16 protein-coding genes, 1 tRNA gene and 1 pseudogene are annotated in these 14,789 nt (G+C 70.0%); 10 read left to right on the forward strand and 8 right to left on the reverse strand.

Annotation, left to right across the window (positions count from 1 at the left end; all coding sequences use genetic code 11):
• Positions 1-10: 10 nt before the first annotated feature.
• The 5 genes from ACZ6AA_RS16630 (at position 11) to ACZ6AA_RS16650 (ending at position 3,765) form a co-directional block, all read left to right on the forward strand.
• A complete protein-coding gene (locus tag ACZ6AA_RS16630) occupies positions 11-1,087 on the forward strand; it encodes a FecCD family ABC transporter permease (protein ID WP_468450244.1) in 1,077 nt (358 codons plus the stop codon).
• Positions 1,088-1,191: 104 nt separating this feature from the next.
• Positions 1,192-1,977 (forward strand): ABC transporter ATP-binding protein, encoded by a 786-nt coding sequence (locus ACZ6AA_RS16635; RefSeq protein WP_471458963.1) that lies wholly within the window; start codon positions 1,192-1,194, stop codon positions 1,975-1,977.
• 214 nt (positions 1,978-2,191) lie between these two features.
• Positions 2,192-2,296 carry a putative leader peptide gene (locus tag ACZ6AA_RS16640; protein ID WP_016638880.1) on the forward strand — a complete coding sequence of 35 codons (105 nt, stop codon included), beginning with the start codon at positions 2,192-2,194 and terminating at the stop codon, positions 2,294-2,296.
• A 214-nt stretch (positions 2,297-2,510) separates the two neighbouring features.
• The gene (locus ACZ6AA_RS16645; RefSeq protein ID WP_468449977.1) at positions 2,511-2,798 is read left to right on the forward strand and encodes a MoaD/ThiS family protein; all 288 of its coding nucleotides are present in this window, start codon (positions 2,511-2,513) and stop codon (positions 2,796-2,798) included.
• A gap of 16 nt (positions 2,799-2,814) precedes the next feature.
• Complete coding sequence (locus ACZ6AA_RS16650) at positions 2,815-3,765, forward strand: PLP-dependent cysteine synthase family protein (RefSeq protein WP_468449976.1); 951 nt, start codon at positions 2,815-2,817, stop codon at positions 3,763-3,765.
• 32 nt (positions 3,766-3,797) lie between these two features.
• On the opposite strand, the gene ACZ6AA_RS16655 is transcribed toward ACZ6AA_RS16650, so the two are convergent.
• The 4 genes and pseudogenes from ACZ6AA_RS16655 to ACZ6AA_RS16670 form a co-directional block, all read right to left on the reverse strand.
• A complete protein-coding gene (locus ACZ6AA_RS16655) occupies positions 3,798-4,247 on the reverse strand; it encodes a type II toxin-antitoxin system PemK/MazF family toxin (protein ID WP_468449975.1) in 450 nt (149 codons plus the stop codon).
• A 184-nt stretch (positions 4,248-4,431) separates the two neighbouring features.
• Positions 4,432-4,679, reverse strand: a pseudogene (locus ACZ6AA_RS16660) (XRE family transcriptional regulator); the annotation flags it as partial.
• A gap of 503 nt (positions 4,680-5,182) precedes the next feature.
• Positions 5,183-5,701, reverse strand: coding sequence for a hypothetical protein (locus ACZ6AA_RS16665; RefSeq protein WP_468449974.1), 519 nt, complete (start codon positions 5,699-5,701; stop codon positions 5,183-5,185).
• Positions 5,702-6,203: 502 nt separating this feature from the next.
• Positions 6,204-6,413 carry a hypothetical protein gene (locus ACZ6AA_RS16670; RefSeq protein WP_471458601.1) on the reverse strand — a complete coding sequence of 70 codons (210 nt, stop codon included), beginning with the start codon at positions 6,411-6,413 and terminating at the stop codon, positions 6,204-6,206.
• A gap of 288 nt (positions 6,414-6,701) precedes the next feature.
• Between ACZ6AA_RS16670 and ACZ6AA_RS16675 the strand changes: the two genes are divergently transcribed.
• On the forward strand, positions 6,702-7,457 hold the full coding sequence (locus tag ACZ6AA_RS16675) for an MBL fold metallo-hydrolase (protein WP_471458603.1): 756 nt from the start codon (positions 6,702-6,704) through the stop codon (positions 7,455-7,457).
• A gap of 71 nt (positions 7,458-7,528) precedes the next feature.
• Here ACZ6AA_RS16675 and ACZ6AA_RS16680 read toward each other — a convergent pair whose 3' ends face one another.
• Both ACZ6AA_RS16680 and ACZ6AA_RS16685 read right to left on the reverse strand, forming a co-directional pair.
• Positions 7,529-8,779: a PTS transporter subunit EIIC gene (locus ACZ6AA_RS16680; RefSeq protein ID WP_380854682.1), complete on the reverse strand. Its 1,251-nt coding sequence runs from the start codon at positions 8,777-8,779 to the stop codon at positions 7,529-7,531.
• 241 nt (positions 8,780-9,020) lie between these two features.
• Positions 9,021-10,334 (reverse strand): PTS transporter subunit EIIC, encoded by a 1,314-nt coding sequence (locus ACZ6AA_RS16685; protein WP_468482872.1) that lies wholly within the window; start codon positions 10,332-10,334, stop codon positions 9,021-9,023.
• A gap of 222 nt (positions 10,335-10,556) precedes the next feature.
• On the opposite strand from ACZ6AA_RS16685, the gene ACZ6AA_RS16690 reads away from it, so the two are divergent.
• The 4 genes from ACZ6AA_RS16690 to rdgB all read left to right on the forward strand — a co-directional run bounded on the left by ACZ6AA_RS16690 (position 10,557) and on the right by rdgB (position 12,993).
• Complete coding sequence (locus ACZ6AA_RS16690) at positions 10,557-10,790, forward strand: PTS sugar transporter subunit IIB (RefSeq protein ID WP_055553187.1); 234 nt, start codon at positions 10,557-10,559, stop codon at positions 10,788-10,790.
• Between the two features lie 134 nt (positions 10,791-10,924).
• The gene (rph, locus tag ACZ6AA_RS16695) at positions 10,925-11,656 is read left to right on the forward strand and encodes a ribonuclease PH (RefSeq protein WP_468482873.1); all 732 of its coding nucleotides are present in this window, start codon (positions 10,925-10,927) and stop codon (positions 11,654-11,656) included.
• Between the two features lie 183 nt (positions 11,657-11,839).
• The gene (locus ACZ6AA_RS16700) at positions 11,840-12,238 is read left to right on the forward strand and encodes a hypothetical protein (protein ID WP_468482874.1); all 399 of its coding nucleotides are present in this window, start codon (positions 11,840-11,842) and stop codon (positions 12,236-12,238) included.
• Between the two features lie 152 nt (positions 12,239-12,390).
• Positions 12,391-12,993 carry an RdgB/HAM1 family non-canonical purine NTP pyrophosphatase gene (rdgB, locus tag ACZ6AA_RS16705; protein WP_468449968.1) on the forward strand — a complete coding sequence of 201 codons (603 nt, stop codon included), beginning with the start codon at positions 12,391-12,393 and terminating at the stop codon, positions 12,991-12,993.
• 70 nt (positions 12,994-13,063) lie between these two features.
• Here rdgB and ACZ6AA_RS16710 read toward each other — a convergent pair.
• A tRNA-Leu gene (locus ACZ6AA_RS16710) sits at positions 13,064-13,147 on the reverse strand.
• A gap of 47 nt (positions 13,148-13,194) precedes the next feature.
• Positions 13,195-14,718, reverse strand: a complete 1,524-nt coding sequence (gene proP / locus ACZ6AA_RS16715; RefSeq protein WP_468449967.1) for a glycine betaine/L-proline transporter ProP — start codon at positions 14,716-14,718, stop codon at positions 13,195-13,197.
• Between the last annotated feature and the right edge of the window lie 71 nt (positions 14,719-14,789).

The raw sequence follows: 14,789 nt of genomic DNA on the forward strand, positions 1-14,789 counted from the left end.
CGTCCGGCGTCTGAGGACGAGCGCGAAGCGCGATCGGCGGGGGCCCGTCCCACCCGAGGGACACACCGGCCTCCGCTTCACCGCCGTCGTAGCCACGCTCACCCTCGCCCTCGCGGCAGCGAGCCTCGCGGCGCTCGCCCTCGGCTCCGTACGGATCCCCACCGCCGACGTCGTCCAGATCCTGACGGGCAACGCGGACCCGTCCCCGTACCGCACGATCGTCCTCGACGTCCGCCTCCCACGGGTCATCCTCGGCGCGGCCGTCGGCGCGGGCCTGGCGGTGGTCGGCACCACCCTCCAGGCCCTGGTCCGCAACCCCCTGGCGGACCCGTTCCTCCTGGGCGTCTCCTCGGGCGCCTCCGCGGCAGCGGTCTCGGTGATCGTGCTCGGCCTCGGCGCGGGCATGGCGACAACGGTGACCATCCCGGCGGCGTCCTTCGCGGGCGCGTTCCTCGCCCTGCTCGTGGTGTACGCCCTGGCCCGCGAGCCCGGCGGCGGCTTCACGACGACCCGCCTGATCCTCGCGGGCGTGGCCGTCTCGTACGTCCTGGCGGCCCTGACCAGCCTGATCCTGGTCGTCTCTGCCCGCGCGGACCACCTCAAGGAAGTCCTGTACTGGACCCTGGGCGGCCTGGGCAGCGCCCGCTGGGACATGCTCGCGCTGCCGTTGACGGTCCTGGCCGTCGGCACGGCCCTGCTGATCGCGCTGGCCCGCCCGCTCGACCTGCTCCTGGTCGGCGAGGAGGGCGCGACCGTACTCGGCCTGGACACGGCCCGGTTCCGCGCGGGCGTCTTCGTGCTGACCTCGCTGGTCACCGGCGTACTCGTCGCGCACAGCGGCGCCATCGGCTTCGTCGGCCTGATGGTGCCGCACGCGGCCCGGATGCTGGTGGGCGCCGCGCACCGGGCCCTGCTCCCGGTGGCGGCGCTGATGGGGGCGGTGTTCCTGGTGGTGGCGGACCTCGCGGCCCGCACGGTGGCGGCGCCGCAGGACATCCCGGTGGGCGTGCTCACGGCGCTCACCGGCGGCCCGTTCTTCCTGTGGCTGCTGCGGCGGGGGCGGGCGCGGGAGGGGGTGGAGGCGTGAAGCGACGTACGGACCTGCCGCACACCGAGGCCCTGCCCCGCACCGAGGCCCTGCCCCGCACCGAGGGCCCGCCCCGCACCGAGGGCCCGCCCCGCACCGACGCCCTGCTGAGCACCGAGGACCTCACGTACGAGATCCCCTCGGGCCGCCGCCTGGTCGACGCCGTCTCACTCACCGTCTCCGCAGGTGAGACGGTGGGCCTGGTCGGCCCCAACGGCAGCGGCAAGACGACGCTGCTGCGCTGCGTGTACGGCGCGCTCACGCCCACCGGCGGCCGGGTCCTGCTCGACGGCGCCGACCTGGCGGACGCCGGCGTCAAGGCCCGCGCCCGCCGCATCGCCACGGTCCCGCAGGACGGCCACACGGGCTTCGAGCTCACCGTCCGCCAGATCGTCGCCATGGGCCGCTCCCCGCACAAACGCTTCTGGGAGGGCGACACGGCTGCCGACGAGGAGCTGGTCATCGGCGCCCTGGAGCGGGTCGGGGCCGCCGCCCTGGCCGGGCGCGCCTTCGCGCGGCTGTCCGGCGGCGAGCGCCAACGCGTCCTGACCGCACGGGCGTTGGTGCAGGAGCCGGCCGTCCTCGTCCTCGACGAGCCCACGAACCACCTGGACATCCGCTACCAGCTGGAGATCCTCGGCCTGGTCCGCGGCCTCGGCACGGCCAACCTGCTCGCTCTGCACGACCTGACCCTGGCCGCGTACTACTGCGACCGCCTGTACGTCCTCGACGCGGGCCGCGTCGTCGCCTCCGGCCCGCCCCGGGACGTCCTCACCGGCGAGCTCCTCGCGGAGGTGTACGGGGTCGCGGCGGAGGTGGCGGTGCATCCGGCGACGGGGGCGCCGACGGTGACGTATCTCCCGGGGGCGGCGGGGGTGCCCCGGGCCTGACGCCGGGAACCGCTGCCCCCGACGGCGGGAACCCGCTGCCCCCGACGGCGGGAACCCGCTGCCCCCGACGGCGGGAACCCGCTGCCCCCGACGGCCGGAACGCCCCGCCTCCGACGGCCGGAACACCCCGCCCCTGTCCGGCCGTCGAACGCGATCCGTCCGGCATCCGAGATCACATTCCGGGTCCCGGACCGGGAATCGTTACGATGACCGCATGGTTTCGAACGACGTGAGCATCGATACGACGCCGGGCGCCCTGCTCGTCGGCCGGCTGCACGTCGACCTGTGCCGTCTCGCCAGCGCCATCTGTCGGCCCTGACGGGCGCCGCCCCGCCGCTGCGCCGCGGCGGTGAGCCCCGGCGCCGTACCCGCGGCCCCCGCACCCCGCCGCCCGCCCTCGCGCGGCGCGCTCCGCTCGTACCGCACCACCACCGCACCGCTCCGTACCGCACCGCTCCACCCCGAATCACCCCGCACCACCCACGCAGCCACCCCGCACCACTCCCGATCCACTCCCGACAGGAGCCCTCCGCATGGCCATCGAGGTCCGCATCCCGACCATCCTCCGCACCTACACCGACGGCGAGAAGGCCGTCCAGGGCAGCGGTGACACCATCGCCGCGCTCTTCGCCGACCTCGAGTCGCGGCACGCGGGCATCCAGGACCGGCTGATCGACAAGGACAAGGGCAACACCCTGCGCCGCTTCGTGAACGTCTACCTCAACGACGAGGACGTCCGCTTCCTCGACGGCGTCTCCACCAAGCTCGCCGACGGCGACAGCGTCACGATCCTGCCGGCCGTCGCCGGCGGCATGGCCTGAGGGCCCCGGCTCCCCGATGCGTTACGACTCCCCGCTCGCGGCCGTCGGCAACACGCCGCTGGTCCGCCTCCCGCGTCTGTCGCCGTCCGCCGAGGTCCGGATCTGGGCCAAGCTGGAGGACCGCAACCCGACCGGCTCCGTCAAGGACCGGCCCGCGCTCCACATGGTCGAACAGGCCGAGAAGGACGGCCGGTTGACGCCGGGCTGCACCATCCTGGAGCCCACCTCCGGCAACACCGGCATCTCCCTCGCCATGGCGGCCCGGCTCAAGGGCTACCGCATCGTGTGCGTCATGCCGGAGAACACCTCCCAGGAGCGGCGCGACCTGCTGACGATGTGGGGCGCGGAGATCATCTCCTCACCCGCGGCGGGGGGTTCCAACACGGCCGTACGCGTCGCCAAGGAGCTGGCGGCCGAGCATCCGGACTGGGTGATGCTCTACCAGTACGGCAACCCGGACAACGCGGGCGCCCACTACGCCACCACCGGCCCCGAGATCCTCGCCGACCTGCCCTCCCTCACCCACTTCGTGGCGGGCCTCGGCACGACCGGCACGCTCATGGGCGTCGGCCGCTATCTCCGCGAGCACGCGCCCGACGTCAAGATCGTCGCCGCCGAGCCGCGCTACGACGACCTCGTCTATGGCCTGCGCAACCTCGACGAGGGCTTCGTCCCCGAGCTGTACGACGCCTCCGTCCTCACCACCCGCTTCTCCGTCGGCTCCGCCGACGCGGTGACCCGGACCCGGGAACTCCTCCGCGAAGAGGGCATCTTCGCGGGCGTCTCCACCGGTGCCGCGCTCCACGCCGCCATCGGCGTCGGCCGCAAGGCCGTCAAGGCGGGCGAGCCCGCCGACATCGTCTTCGTCGTGGCCGACGGCGGCTGGAAGTACCTCTCCACAGGCGTCTACACGGCAGCGACGGACGAGGAGGCCATCGCGACGGTCCAGGGCCAGCTGTGGGCGTAGCCCGGCTGGGAGCTCCCCAGTCCCGCCAGGGCCTACCCGGCCAGATACCGCACCTGATCCCACAGCACCGGATCCACCACCCCCGCCCGCCGCCGAAAGTCCCCCACGGGAACCTCCCGCAACTCATCGGTCTCCAGGAAACTGGCCCGCCCGTGCGCGTCCCCGACGGCTCCCGGCGGCAACGGAATCACCCCGGCCCGCTCGTCCCGGTACTTACTGGTGATCTTCGCGACCCGCACGCTGTCCCCGCGGACGACCAGCACAAGACAGGGCCGATCCTTCCCCCCACCCCCACCCTCATAGGGCACCCGCGCCCACCAGATCTCCCCGGCCTGCGGCCGCCCACCCCGCTCCCGCCCCTTGGGCCGCCCGCCCGGCCGCCGCCGAGCGGGCCGCCCGGAACGGGCCCACCCGTCCACGAGGGCAACGAGAAGGGCCAGCACCACCACGGCGGCCAGCGCCGGCCACCACGACGTGTCCATGGCCCCGACGGTACCGGCGCCCCCCGCTCCGCGCCGCCGCACCCGCCCCCCGTCGGGCACCCCCGAACCAGGTCAGAAGTGGAAACGGCCCGGTCGCTCTTCATGAGCGTTCCGGGCCGTTTTCGTGCTTCGGTGGGCCGTGTGCTGAGCTGGTGCTGACCCCTGCCGGAGGCAAGTTCCCTGGTCAGCCAGGCTGCTGGGAGTACCGCTCCAGCGTTGCCTTGGACATGGACGTATTCATGAGCCGCAGCTCCCAGGGCCCTGTGTTCATGTCGAAGTCCTTGCCGAATCCGACCCACTTACCGGCCATGCGGCGCCCTGTCGGCTCCACGAGCATCTGAATGGCCCCGTGGTACCGCGGGCGCCCTGGTAGTAGCCGCCAGCGGCCGTCTGCTCCGTCCAGGTGCCCGTGACGACGCTCCGGTCCACCGACACCTCGGATGCCGTCGTTAAGGCTGGCCCTGGCGCGGAGTCTGGTGACCCATGACCCCCTAGAACGCGGACTCAACTCCCTCCGCACCTTGCGGCTGTTCCAGCAGGCTTCAACGCCTGGTTGCTCGACTGTGCGCCTGTGGCTCACTGCGATGTGTGCGCGGCCCTGTGGAGGCAGCGTGCCGAAGCGATCGAGCATGACGACCTGCGCGCGGCTGTGAAGGCCGGCACGGAGATCGCCTGGGGGTAATGCCCTGGCTCCGCTCCCATGAGGACCGCAGGGGTGCCGTATTGCCCCTGTGTACGGGTGTCGGCTGAGTCGATCTCTTCAAAATGAACCGCACAGCCGAAGGCCCCGGTACTGATGAGGTGCCGGGGCGCTGATGGTGCAGCTAGCTTTGTGTCGTGCCCGGCAAGCAGCAGCTCGACGAGAACGGGAAGGTCCCGGCCTCGCAGCTCCCGCCGTGTTCTTGCCAGTCACAGACGCACGACAAATGAGACCACTAGAAGTTTGTACAAGGTTTCACCTGCGTCACCACGGCGGGTTTCCTCAAGGTGACATAGGGAGAATCATCATCTCCAGCACTCCTTGGCGGCACGATCCGCTCCTCTGGCGTGATTCTTTTCAATGCTTTCAGGCTGCGTTGCCAGATTGCGCCCCTGCTGTCAGCAAAATCCAAGAGCGTAATGGCTAGAGTCTCGTCTGGGAGCACCTTCCGTTCTCGCCCCCTGTAATCTACGGTCCCCAACTTCGATGAATCGATGATGATGCGCGAGCATGGAGGGATGCTCGCTAATATCATTCTCAGGGGGATCTGCCGCACCGAGATGGCGTCTACTTTCACCCACGCATGTACGACTAGCGAGACGTCAGACACAGGATCCGCAGACCGATTTACTATGTTGTACCGCGAACTGACTTTGGTTCTGCTATCCGTTCCGTAGAAAGTCACCTTGGCGGCCTGGGATTCGGCTTCTTTCTCTGCATCCTGCTGGGACTGCTCTAACTGATCCTCTGCCACACGAGCGCTGTAATACGTGGCGATCCCGGTAAACACGATGCCTCCGACGGCTGCGATGCCAGCGAGGGCGGTCCCGACCTGAACCCACCAGGTGAGGCGTCGCCACCGTCCGCGCTCCGCGGCTTGGTGCTGCGGCTCCTCCCTCTCCCGTGCTCGGACTGCACCAGGCCGCAGCCGTTGCCGTGCCAGACGCAGCCTCACGCGCCGATCTGCACCGCCTGTCGTCACACGTCCTCCTCGACCGAGGCGCCTCCCACTTGCTTCCTGTCCTACACGCATCCGGCCCCCACCGGGGCCCTTTCTCATGCCCTCGGAGGCCTATGCCGTCCACTCAGATCCTGTCGACCGGGGCGGCCTTCGTATCCGTCGCTGTTGCGGCCGTCGTCGTCCTTGTTTCATTCCGCACCAGTGCCGCGCGTGTATGGCGCGAAGAGGCGGAGGCTCAGAAGGAGGCTCCACGTCCTTCCCGGTCGCACTTCCGTCCGGGAGTCCTGCGGGTTCGTCAGCAGGTGCAGAGGCGGAAGGACCAGGAAGGCTGCTCCGGCCAGCCCTCGTGCCGCTCAAGCACCGACAGGCGGGGGAGTGGCGTGACGTGCCCGTACCCGAAGTCGTCGCTGATCGTCTTCGCATCGGCCTCGCTGTCGGCCGGTCTGCCCATCCTGGACGTGTCCCGCTTGCTGGGGCACAAGAGCATCACCACGACCGTGGACATCTACGGTCACCTTCTTCCCGACTCCACGGAGCGGGGAGCCCGCGCGCTGCACGGCGTGCTGAGCCTGGCCGCCTGGAGCGGGGTTCTGCGGCACCGTGCTGACCCGGTGCTGATGTGGGCTGTGCGGGGTTACGCCCACCCCCCGGAACTACGGGGGAAGAGTGACGTGACCGGTGACTTCGCCCACAACGGCCCACGACGGAGGAGCGAGGCGCCCTTTCGCGCTTTACGCTCGACGGACCGCACGCCCCCGTTTCCCCCGATCGCCAGCGTGGAGGTTCCAGCTCTATGAAGCTCACCGTCGTCGGCTGCTCGGGGTCGTTTCCGTCCGCGGACTCGGCCTGCTCGAGCTACCTCGTCGAGGCCGACGGCTTCCGGCTGCTGCTCGACATGGGCAATGGCGCCCTGGGCGAGCTGCAGCGCCACATCGGTCTGTACGACCTCGACGCGATCTTCCTCAGTCATCTGCACGCCGATCACTGCATTGACATGTGCGCGTACTTCGTGGCCCGCTACTACCGGCACGACGGCGGCCGCTGCGCCCCCATCCCGGTCTACGGCCCCGAGGGCACCGAGCAGCGCCTGACCACGGCGTACGCCGACACGCCCTCCGCGTCCTCGATGAGCGAGGTCTTCGACTTCCACACGGTCAAGCCCGGCGCCTTCGAGATCGGCCCGTTCTCCGTGCGTACGGAGAAGGTGTGCCACCCCGTCGAGGCGTACGCGATCCGCGTCGAGCACGGCGGCCGGTCGCTGACGTACTCCGGGGACACCGGCACCTGCACGGCCCTCGACGAACTCGCCGCCGACACCGATCTGTTCCTCTGCGAGGCCGCGTTCACGCACGGCAAGGAGAACATCCCGGACCTGCACCTCAACGGCCGCGAGGCCGGGGAGTCCGCCCACCGCGCGGGCGCCCGGCGCCTGGTGCTCACGCACATCCCGCCGTGGACGGACCCGGCGGTGAACCTCGCCGACGCCCGGGAGGTCTTCACCGGCGGCCCGACGGAGCTGGCGGCGGCAGGGGCGACGTACGAGATCTGAGAGCCGTACGACGACATGGGCCCCCGGAACCGAGAGGTTCCGGGGGCCCAGGTGCTGGTGCGGGGTGAGGCTCACGCCTTGGTGAGGTCCTCGACCTCCTCCTCGGGCTCGCGGCCCGGGGTCGGGAGGTTGAACTTGACGATCGCGAAGCGGAAGACGACGTAGTAGACCGCGGCGAAGACGAGGCCGATGGGGATGATCAGCCAGGGCTTCTCGGCGAACTTCCAGTTCAGGACGTAGTCGATGGCGCCCGCCGAGAACGTGAAGCCGTGGTGCACGCCCAGGGCCCAGGTGACGGTCATGGCGACGGCCGTGAGGATCGCGTGGATCACGTACAGGACCGGCGCGATGAACATGAAGGCGAACTCGATCGGCTCGGTGATGCCGGTGACGAACGAGGTCAGCGCGAGGGACATCATCATGCCGCCGACGACCTTGCGGCGCTCGGGGCGGGCGGTGTGCGTGATGGCCAGGGCCACCGCGGGCAGCGCGAACATCATGATCGGGAAGAAGCCGGACATGAACTGACCGGCGGTCGGGTCGCCGTGCATGAAGCGCTGGATGTCGCCGTGCCAGACGGCACCGGCGGAGTCGGTGAAGGAGCCGATCTCCTGCCAGGCGACGGTGTTCACGAACTGGTGCATGCCGACCGGCAGAAGCGCGCGGTTGACCACGCCGAAGATGCCGGCGCCGACCGAGCCGAGGTCGGTCATCCACTCGCCGAAGTTGGTGATGGCGTCACCGACCGGGCCCCAGGCGAGGCCGAAGACGACACCCAGGGCGGTGCCGATGAAGGCCATCAGGATCGGGACCAGACGGCGGCCGTTGAAGAAGCCGAGCCAGTCCACCAGCTTGGTGCGGTGGAACCGCTGCCAGACCACGGCGGATATGAGGCCCATGATGATGCCGCCGAAGACCTTGGGGTCGTTGTACGTCGCGGCGACGTCCGCACCCTTGGTGATCTTCGCCTCGGTCACCGGGAACGCGGTCAGCACGTTCTTGTAGACCAGGAAGCCGACGAGCGCGGCCAGCGCGGTGGAGCCGTCCGCCTTCTTCGCGAAGCCGATCGCGACACCGATGCAGAACAGCAGCGGCATGTTCGCGAAGACGGCGTCACCGGCGGTGGCGAAGACCGTGGCGACCTTGCCCCAGCCGAGGCCGTCGGCGCCGAACACGTCCGGCTGGCCGAGGCGCAGCAGGATGCCCGCCGCGGGCAGGACCGCGATGGGCAGCTGCAGGCTGCGTCCCACCTTCTGCAGACCCTGCAACACACTTGAGCCCCGCTTCTTCGCGGGCGCCGCCTTGGCGGTGGCCGTACTCATGACTTCCTCCATGTGCGGGTGCTGTCAGGGGACAGTTCAGGGGGTTGCGACAGCATCCAGGTGGTCTACACCACTCAGTGGTGTAGACCTGTTGTAACACGGTCAAGGCGACATAAGGAACCCGCGATTCCTGTGGGGTCGGCCATAACACCGCATCCACGGCGAAAGGCCCCCGGACCATAGGGTCCGAGGGCCTGGCAAAGGGTATCGCGGCAGGTTCCGCTTCCGTGCGTATGCCTGCCTATGCCTTGGTCTGCTCCTCGTCCAACGCCTGTGCCTCCTCTTCCGGTTCGCGTCCCGGAGTGGCCAGGTCGAACTTCTTGATCACGAAGAGGAACAGGAAGTAGTAGACCACCGCGAACGCGAGGCCGATCGGGATGATCAGCCAGGGTTTCGTGGCCAGGCTCCAGTTGATGACGTAGTCGATGAGGCCGGCGGAGAAGCTGAAGCCGTCCTTCACCCCGAGCCCCCAGGTGACCGCCATCGAGACGCCGGTGAGCAGCGCGTGGATCGCGTACAGCGCGGGCGCGATGAACAGGAACGAGTACTCGATCGGCTCGGTGATGCCGGTGACGAAGGACGTCAGGCCGACCGAGAGCATCATGCCGCCGACCACCTTGCGCCGCTCGGGGCGAGCCGCGTGCGTGATCGCGAGGGCCGCCGCGGGCAGCGCGAACATCATGATCGGGAAGAAGCCCGAGGTGAACTGGCCCGCCGTCGGGTCGCCCGCGAGGAAGCGGTTGATGTCGCCGTGGACGATCGTGCCGTCCGCCTTGGTGTAGTCCCCGAACTGGAACCAGACGAAGGTGTTCAGGAACTGGTGCAGGCCGACGGTCAGCAGCGCGCGGTTGGCCACGCCGAAGATGCCCGAGCCCAGCCAGCCGAGGTCCACCAGCCACTTGGAGAAGCTGGTCAGGCCGTCGCCGATGGGCGGCCAGACCCAGACGCACAGGCCCGCGAAGACCAGGCCGACGAAGGCCATGATGATCGGGACCAGGCGGCGGCCGTTGAAGAAGCCGAGCCAGTCGACGAGCTTCACGCGGTGGTAGCGCTGCCAGAACCAGGCGGCGAGCAGGCCCATGACGATGCCGCCGAAGACCCCTGGATTCTGGTACGCGGCCTGCGCCGGGGTGCCGTCCTCGGCCACGCAGACCCCGCTCCACATCCCGGCGCCCGCGAAGTCGGCGCCCGCGGGGCAGTCGTCGGGGAACGCGCGCAGGACCGCGTAGTAGACGAGGAAGCCCGCGACCGCGGCGAGCGCGGTGGAGCCGTCCGCCTTCTTCGCCATGCCGATCGCCACGCCGATGCAGAAGAGGAGCGGCAGGCCGAGCGAGGAGTCGAGCAGGGCGCCGCCCGCGGCCGCGAAGACCTTGGCGACGTTGGTCCAGCCGAGGCCGTCGTCGCCGAAGACGTCCGGCTGGCCGAGCCGGTTCAGGATGCCCGCTGCGGGCAGGACGGCGATGGGCAGTTGGAGGCTGCGGCCCATCTTCTGCAGGCCCTGGAAAAGGCCGTTCCACCACTTCTTCTGGGGTATCGCGGCGGCAGTGGAACTCATCGGCGTTCCTCCCGGAACCGGCCAGGTTTGGCGGTCGTTGAAAACTGGTGTAGACCAGTTGTGGACGGTGGTCGGCACCGCCCCGCCAGGGGTGACACCTTGATCGTCATGATTGGGTACGAGTGCCGTGACCGCCCGCGAAGATGGGCCAACCGTGCGTTACCGTGACAAAGCGGACCTACGGTGTCGTGGCCGCGTCCTTTTCAGAGCAGGGAGAACACCATGGCCAGCAAGGCTGAGAAGATCGTTGCCGGGCTCGGCGGCATCGACAACATCGAAGAGGTCGAGGGCTGCATCACCCGCCTCCGTACGGAGGTCAAGGACCCGGCCCTGGTCGACGACGCCGCGCTGAAGGCCGCGGGCGCGCACGGGGTCGTGAAGATGGGGACGGCCGTCCAGGTCGTCATCGGGACGGACGCGGACCCGATCGCGGCGGACATCGAAGACATGATGTAACGCTTGCGCTGTGCTGTGCCGTGAGGGCCTTGTTCCGCTTGCCGGGACGGGGCCCTCACGCGTGCGGGGGCATCCCCGATCGGGGGCGCCCCCGTCCGGGCCGAGGGGGCGTTCGTCCCGATAGGCTCAAGCGCATGTCTCGTATCGACGGCCGTACCCCCGAACAGCTTCGTCCCGTCAGCATTGAGCGTGGGTGGAGCAAGCACGCCGAGGGCTCCGTCCTCGTTTCCTTCGGTGACACCAAGGTCTTCTGCACGGCCTCCGTCACGGAGGGCGTGCCCCGCTGGCGCAAGGGCAGCGGCGAGGGCTGGGTCACCGCCGAGTACTCGATGCTGCCGCGCTCCACCAACACCCGCGGCGACCGCGAGTCCGTACGCGGCAAGATCGGCGGCCGCACGCACGAGATCAGCCGCCTCATCGGCCGCTCGCTGCGCGCCGTCATCGACTACAAGGCCCTCGGAGAGAACACCATCGTCCTGGACTGCGACGTCCTCCAGGCCGACGGCGGCACCCGCACCGCCGCCATCACCGGCGCGTACGTCGCGCTGGCCGACGCCGTCGCCTGGGCCCAGGGCAAGAAGCTGATCAAGGCCGGGCGCAAGCCGCTCACCGGCACGGTCAGCGCGGTCTCCGTCGGCATCGTCGGCGGCGTGCCGCTGCTCGACCTCTGCTACGAGGAGGACGTGAAGGCCGACACCGACATGAACGTCGTGTGCACCGGCGACGGCCGCTTCGTCGAGGTCCAGGGAACCGCCGAGGCCGAGCCGTTCGCCCGCGAGGAGCTGAACGCGCTGCTCGACCTGGCCGTCGGCGGCTGCGTCGACCTCGCCGCGTACCAGAGCGAAGCGCTCGAAGCGGTCAAGTAGGGCATAACGTCGGGCGCGGCCCAAGTGGCGCGCGGTGCGGTCGAGTTGGGTGGGGGCGCGGGCGGTGCGCGGTTCGGTTCGCCCGGCGTGGGAAGCAACCCTCGGGGCCCGGACGGGCGTTCTTACGGATGCGGGCGTACGGGCCAAGCCGTGCGTCCGTCCGCAACGGGGAGGGAATTCCGCATGGCCGCGCGCCACCGCCGTACCGCTACCGCCATCATCACCGCTCTGATCGCAGTTCCGGCGGTCTCCGGCCTCGTGGCCTGCGACCCCGTCGACAAGGCCGTCGACTGCGTCAAGACGGCCGACGCGATCCACGACAACGTCCAGGACATGCAGGAGGCCGCCCAGGACGCCGCGCTGAACCCCGGCAAGGCCGACGACGCGCTGGACGACATCGAGGACAACCTCGACGACATCCGCGACAAGTCCGACGACGCCGACGTGGACAAGGCCCTGGACCACCTGGACAAGGCCGTCGACAACATCCGCGACGCCTCCAAGGACGGCGGCGACAAGTCCCCCGACCTCAGCCCGGCCGTCGACGCGGCCAAGGAGCTGACGAAGGTCTGCACCGACTGACCCGGCCGACGGCGCGCCCCGTCCGGGGCGCCCCGGCGGGAGACATGGCCAGAGGCATGGCGGGGAGGCACGGCGGGGGACACAGCGCGTGTCACGCCGACGGGACGGGGCGCGCCGGAACGGGCCGGTCGCGGGGCCGCGATACTGGTCCCATGACCCGCCTCATCCTCGCCACCCGCAACGCCGGCAAGCTCGTCGAGCTCAAGGCGATCCTCGCCGACGCCCGGCTCGACCACGAGCTCGTCGGCGCGGACGCCTACCCGGAGATCCCCGACGTCAAGGAGACCGGCGTCACCTTCGCCGAGAACGCCCTCCTGAAGGCGCACGCCCTGGCCAAGGCCACCGGGCTTCCCGCCGTCGCCGACGACTCGGGGCTCTGCGTCGACGTGCTGAACGGCGCCCCCGGCATCTTCTCCGCGCGCTGGGCGGGCCGCCACGGCGACGACCGCGCCAACCTGGACCTCCTTCTCGCCCAGCTCGGCGACATCGACGACCCGCACCGCGGCGCCCACTTCGCGTGCGCGGCGGCCCTCGCGCTGCCGGACGGCACGGAGCGGGTGGTCGAGGGGCGGCTGCTCGGCACCCTGCGGCACACTCCGGCGGGCACCGGCGGCTTCGGCTACGACCCGATCCTCCAGCCCGAGGGCGACACCCGCACCTGCGCCGAGCTGACGGCGGACGAGAAGAACGCGATCAGCCACCGCGGCAAGGCGTTCCGCGCGCTGGTCCCCGTGGTGCGCGAACTGCTCGGCTGAGCCGCGGACACGGCGAGCCGGACACCGGACACGGCGAAGGGCGCCCCCTCGGGGGCGCCCTTCGTGCGCGTGCGGCCGGAGGGACTCGAACCCTCACGGGTGTTACCCCACTGGGACCTAAACCCAGCGTGACTGCCAGTTCCACCACGGCCGCGTGCCGCGCCCATCGTAATCGCCGCCCGGCCGGAGCTGCCGGGGGAGTCAGAACTTCGGCGCCGTGGCCTGCGCCTCGACCAGTTCGGCGGCCTCCTCCTTGCTCTCCACCGACGGCGGCGAGCCGCTGAGGGGTCGCTGCGCGGTCTCCTTCATGCAGGCCACCGCGATGATGCCGACGACGGCGGCGGCCATCGCGTAGTACGCGGGCATCATGTCCGTACCCGTGACGCTGATCAGCGCGGTGATCACCAGCGGCGCGGTGCCGCCGAACAGCGAGGCGGACAGGTTGTAGCCCACCGAGAGGGAGCCGTAGCGCACCGGGGTGGGGAACAGCGCGGGGAGCGTCGCCGACATCGTGCCGAGCAGGCACACCAGGGACAGGCCGAGCATCAGCATGCCCGCCGAGACGGCGACCAGGGCGCCCTGCTTGATCAGCAGGAAGGCCGGGACCGACAGGACGAGGAAGCCCACCATGCCCGTCATCAGGAGCGGCTTGCGGCCGTAGCGGTCCGACAGGACGCCGATCCGGTTGATCACCAGCATCAGGACCACCATCGTGGCGATGAGGATCAGCAGCCCGTGGGTGTCGTCGTAGCCGAGCTCGTCGGTCAGGTACGTCGGCATGTACGACAGGAGCATGTAGTCGGTGATGTTGTACGCGCCGACGAGGGCGATGCACAGGATCAGCGTCGGCCAGTACTCGCGGAAGATCTTCGCGAGGTCGCCCTTGGCGGAGGTCTCGACAGCGGAGGCCGCCTCGGTCGCCGAGTGGTACGTCTGGTCCTCCAGCTTCTGGAACGCCGGGGTCTCGTCCAGACGCAGCCGCAGATACAGGCCGACCAGGCCGAGCGGGCCGGCGACCAGGAACGGGATCCGCCAGCCCCACGCCTCCATGGCGCCGTCGTCCAGCGTCGTGGTCAGGATGGTGACCAGGCCCGCCGCGCCCACGTACCCGGCGAGGGTGCCGAACTCCAGGAAGCTGCCGAAGTAGCCGCGCCGCTTGTCCGGCGCGTACTCGGCGATGAACGTGGAGGCGCCGCCGTACTCACCGCCCGTGGAGAAGCCCTGCACTAGCCGGAAGAGGATCAGCAGCACCGGGGCCCAGAAGCCGATGGTGGCGTAGCTCGGGATCAGGCCGATGGCGAAGGTGCCGACCGCCATCAGGATCATCGTCAGGGCGAGGACCTTCTTACGGCCGATCTTGTCGCCCATCGGGCCGAACACCATGCCGCCGAGCGGCCGCACCAGGAACGAGACCGCGAAGGTGGCGAACGACGAGATCAGCTGGGCGGTGTCGTTCCCGGACGGGAAGAAGACATGCCCGATGGTGACGGCCAGATAGCTGTAGATGCCGAAGTCGAACCACTCCATGGCATTGCCGAGCGAGGCCGCTTTCACCGCACGCCGCACGGCCGCCTCGTCGGTCACCGTGATGTCGGTGCGCCGCAAGGGCGGGTTCCGGCGCCGTCTGATGGCCCGGAACAGCGTGCGGTGACGTTTCACCGCCGCCGGGTCGGTACCGGGCAGAACGTCGGCCTCGGGGTCGGCCGGGTGCTGGCTGGCCGCCATGGAGCTGATCCTTTCGCTGACGATGGTCCACGGGATCACTTGCTCGCACTCCGCGAACGCAAACGAAAGCC

The organism is Streptomyces sp. NPDC040610 (assembly GCF_055594065.1).

Coding starts and splice junctions, on each gene's coding strand:
- rph (WP_468482873.1), top strand. CDS start 10,925: ATGTCTCGTATCGACGGCCGTACCCCCGAACAGCTTCGTCCCGTCAGC.
- ACZ6AA_RS16670 (WP_471458601.1), bottom strand. CDS start 6,413: ATGTCCACGGTCGTGGTGATGCTCTTGTGCCCCAGCAAGCGGGACACG.
- ACZ6AA_RS16675 (WP_471458603.1), top strand. CDS start 6,702: ATGAAGCTCACCGTCGTCGGCTGCTCGGGGTCGTTTCCGTCCGCGGAC.
- rdgB (WP_468449968.1), top strand. CDS start 12,391: ATGACCCGCCTCATCCTCGCCACCCGCAACGCCGGCAAGCTCGTCGAG.
- proP (WP_468449967.1), bottom strand. CDS start 14,718: ATGGCGGCCAGCCAGCACCCGGCCGACCCCGAGGCCGACGTTCTGCCC.
- ACZ6AA_RS16700 (WP_468482874.1), top strand. CDS start 11,840: ATGGCCGCGCGCCACCGCCGTACCGCTACCGCCATCATCACCGCTCTG.
- ACZ6AA_RS16650 (WP_468449976.1), top strand. CDS start 2,815: ATGCGTTACGACTCCCCGCTCGCGGCCGTCGGCAACACGCCGCTGGTC.
- ACZ6AA_RS16680 (WP_380854682.1), bottom strand. CDS start 8,779: ATGAGTACGGCCACCGCCAAGGCGGCGCCCGCGAAGAAGCGGGGCTCA.
- ACZ6AA_RS16685 (WP_468482872.1), bottom strand. CDS start 10,334: ATGAGTTCCACTGCCGCCGCGATACCCCAGAAGAAGTGGTGGAACGGC.
- ACZ6AA_RS16640 (WP_016638880.1), top strand. CDS start 2,192: ATGGTTTCGAACGACGTGAGCATCGATACGACGCCGGGCGCCCTGCTC.
- ACZ6AA_RS16645 (WP_468449977.1), top strand. CDS start 2,511: ATGGCCATCGAGGTCCGCATCCCGACCATCCTCCGCACCTACACCGAC.
- ACZ6AA_RS16655 (WP_468449975.1), bottom strand. CDS start 4,247: ATGGACACGTCGTGGTGGCCGGCGCTGGCCGCCGTGGTGGTGCTGGCC.
- ACZ6AA_RS16690 (WP_055553187.1), top strand. CDS start 10,557: ATGGCCAGCAAGGCTGAGAAGATCGTTGCCGGGCTCGGCGGCATCGAC.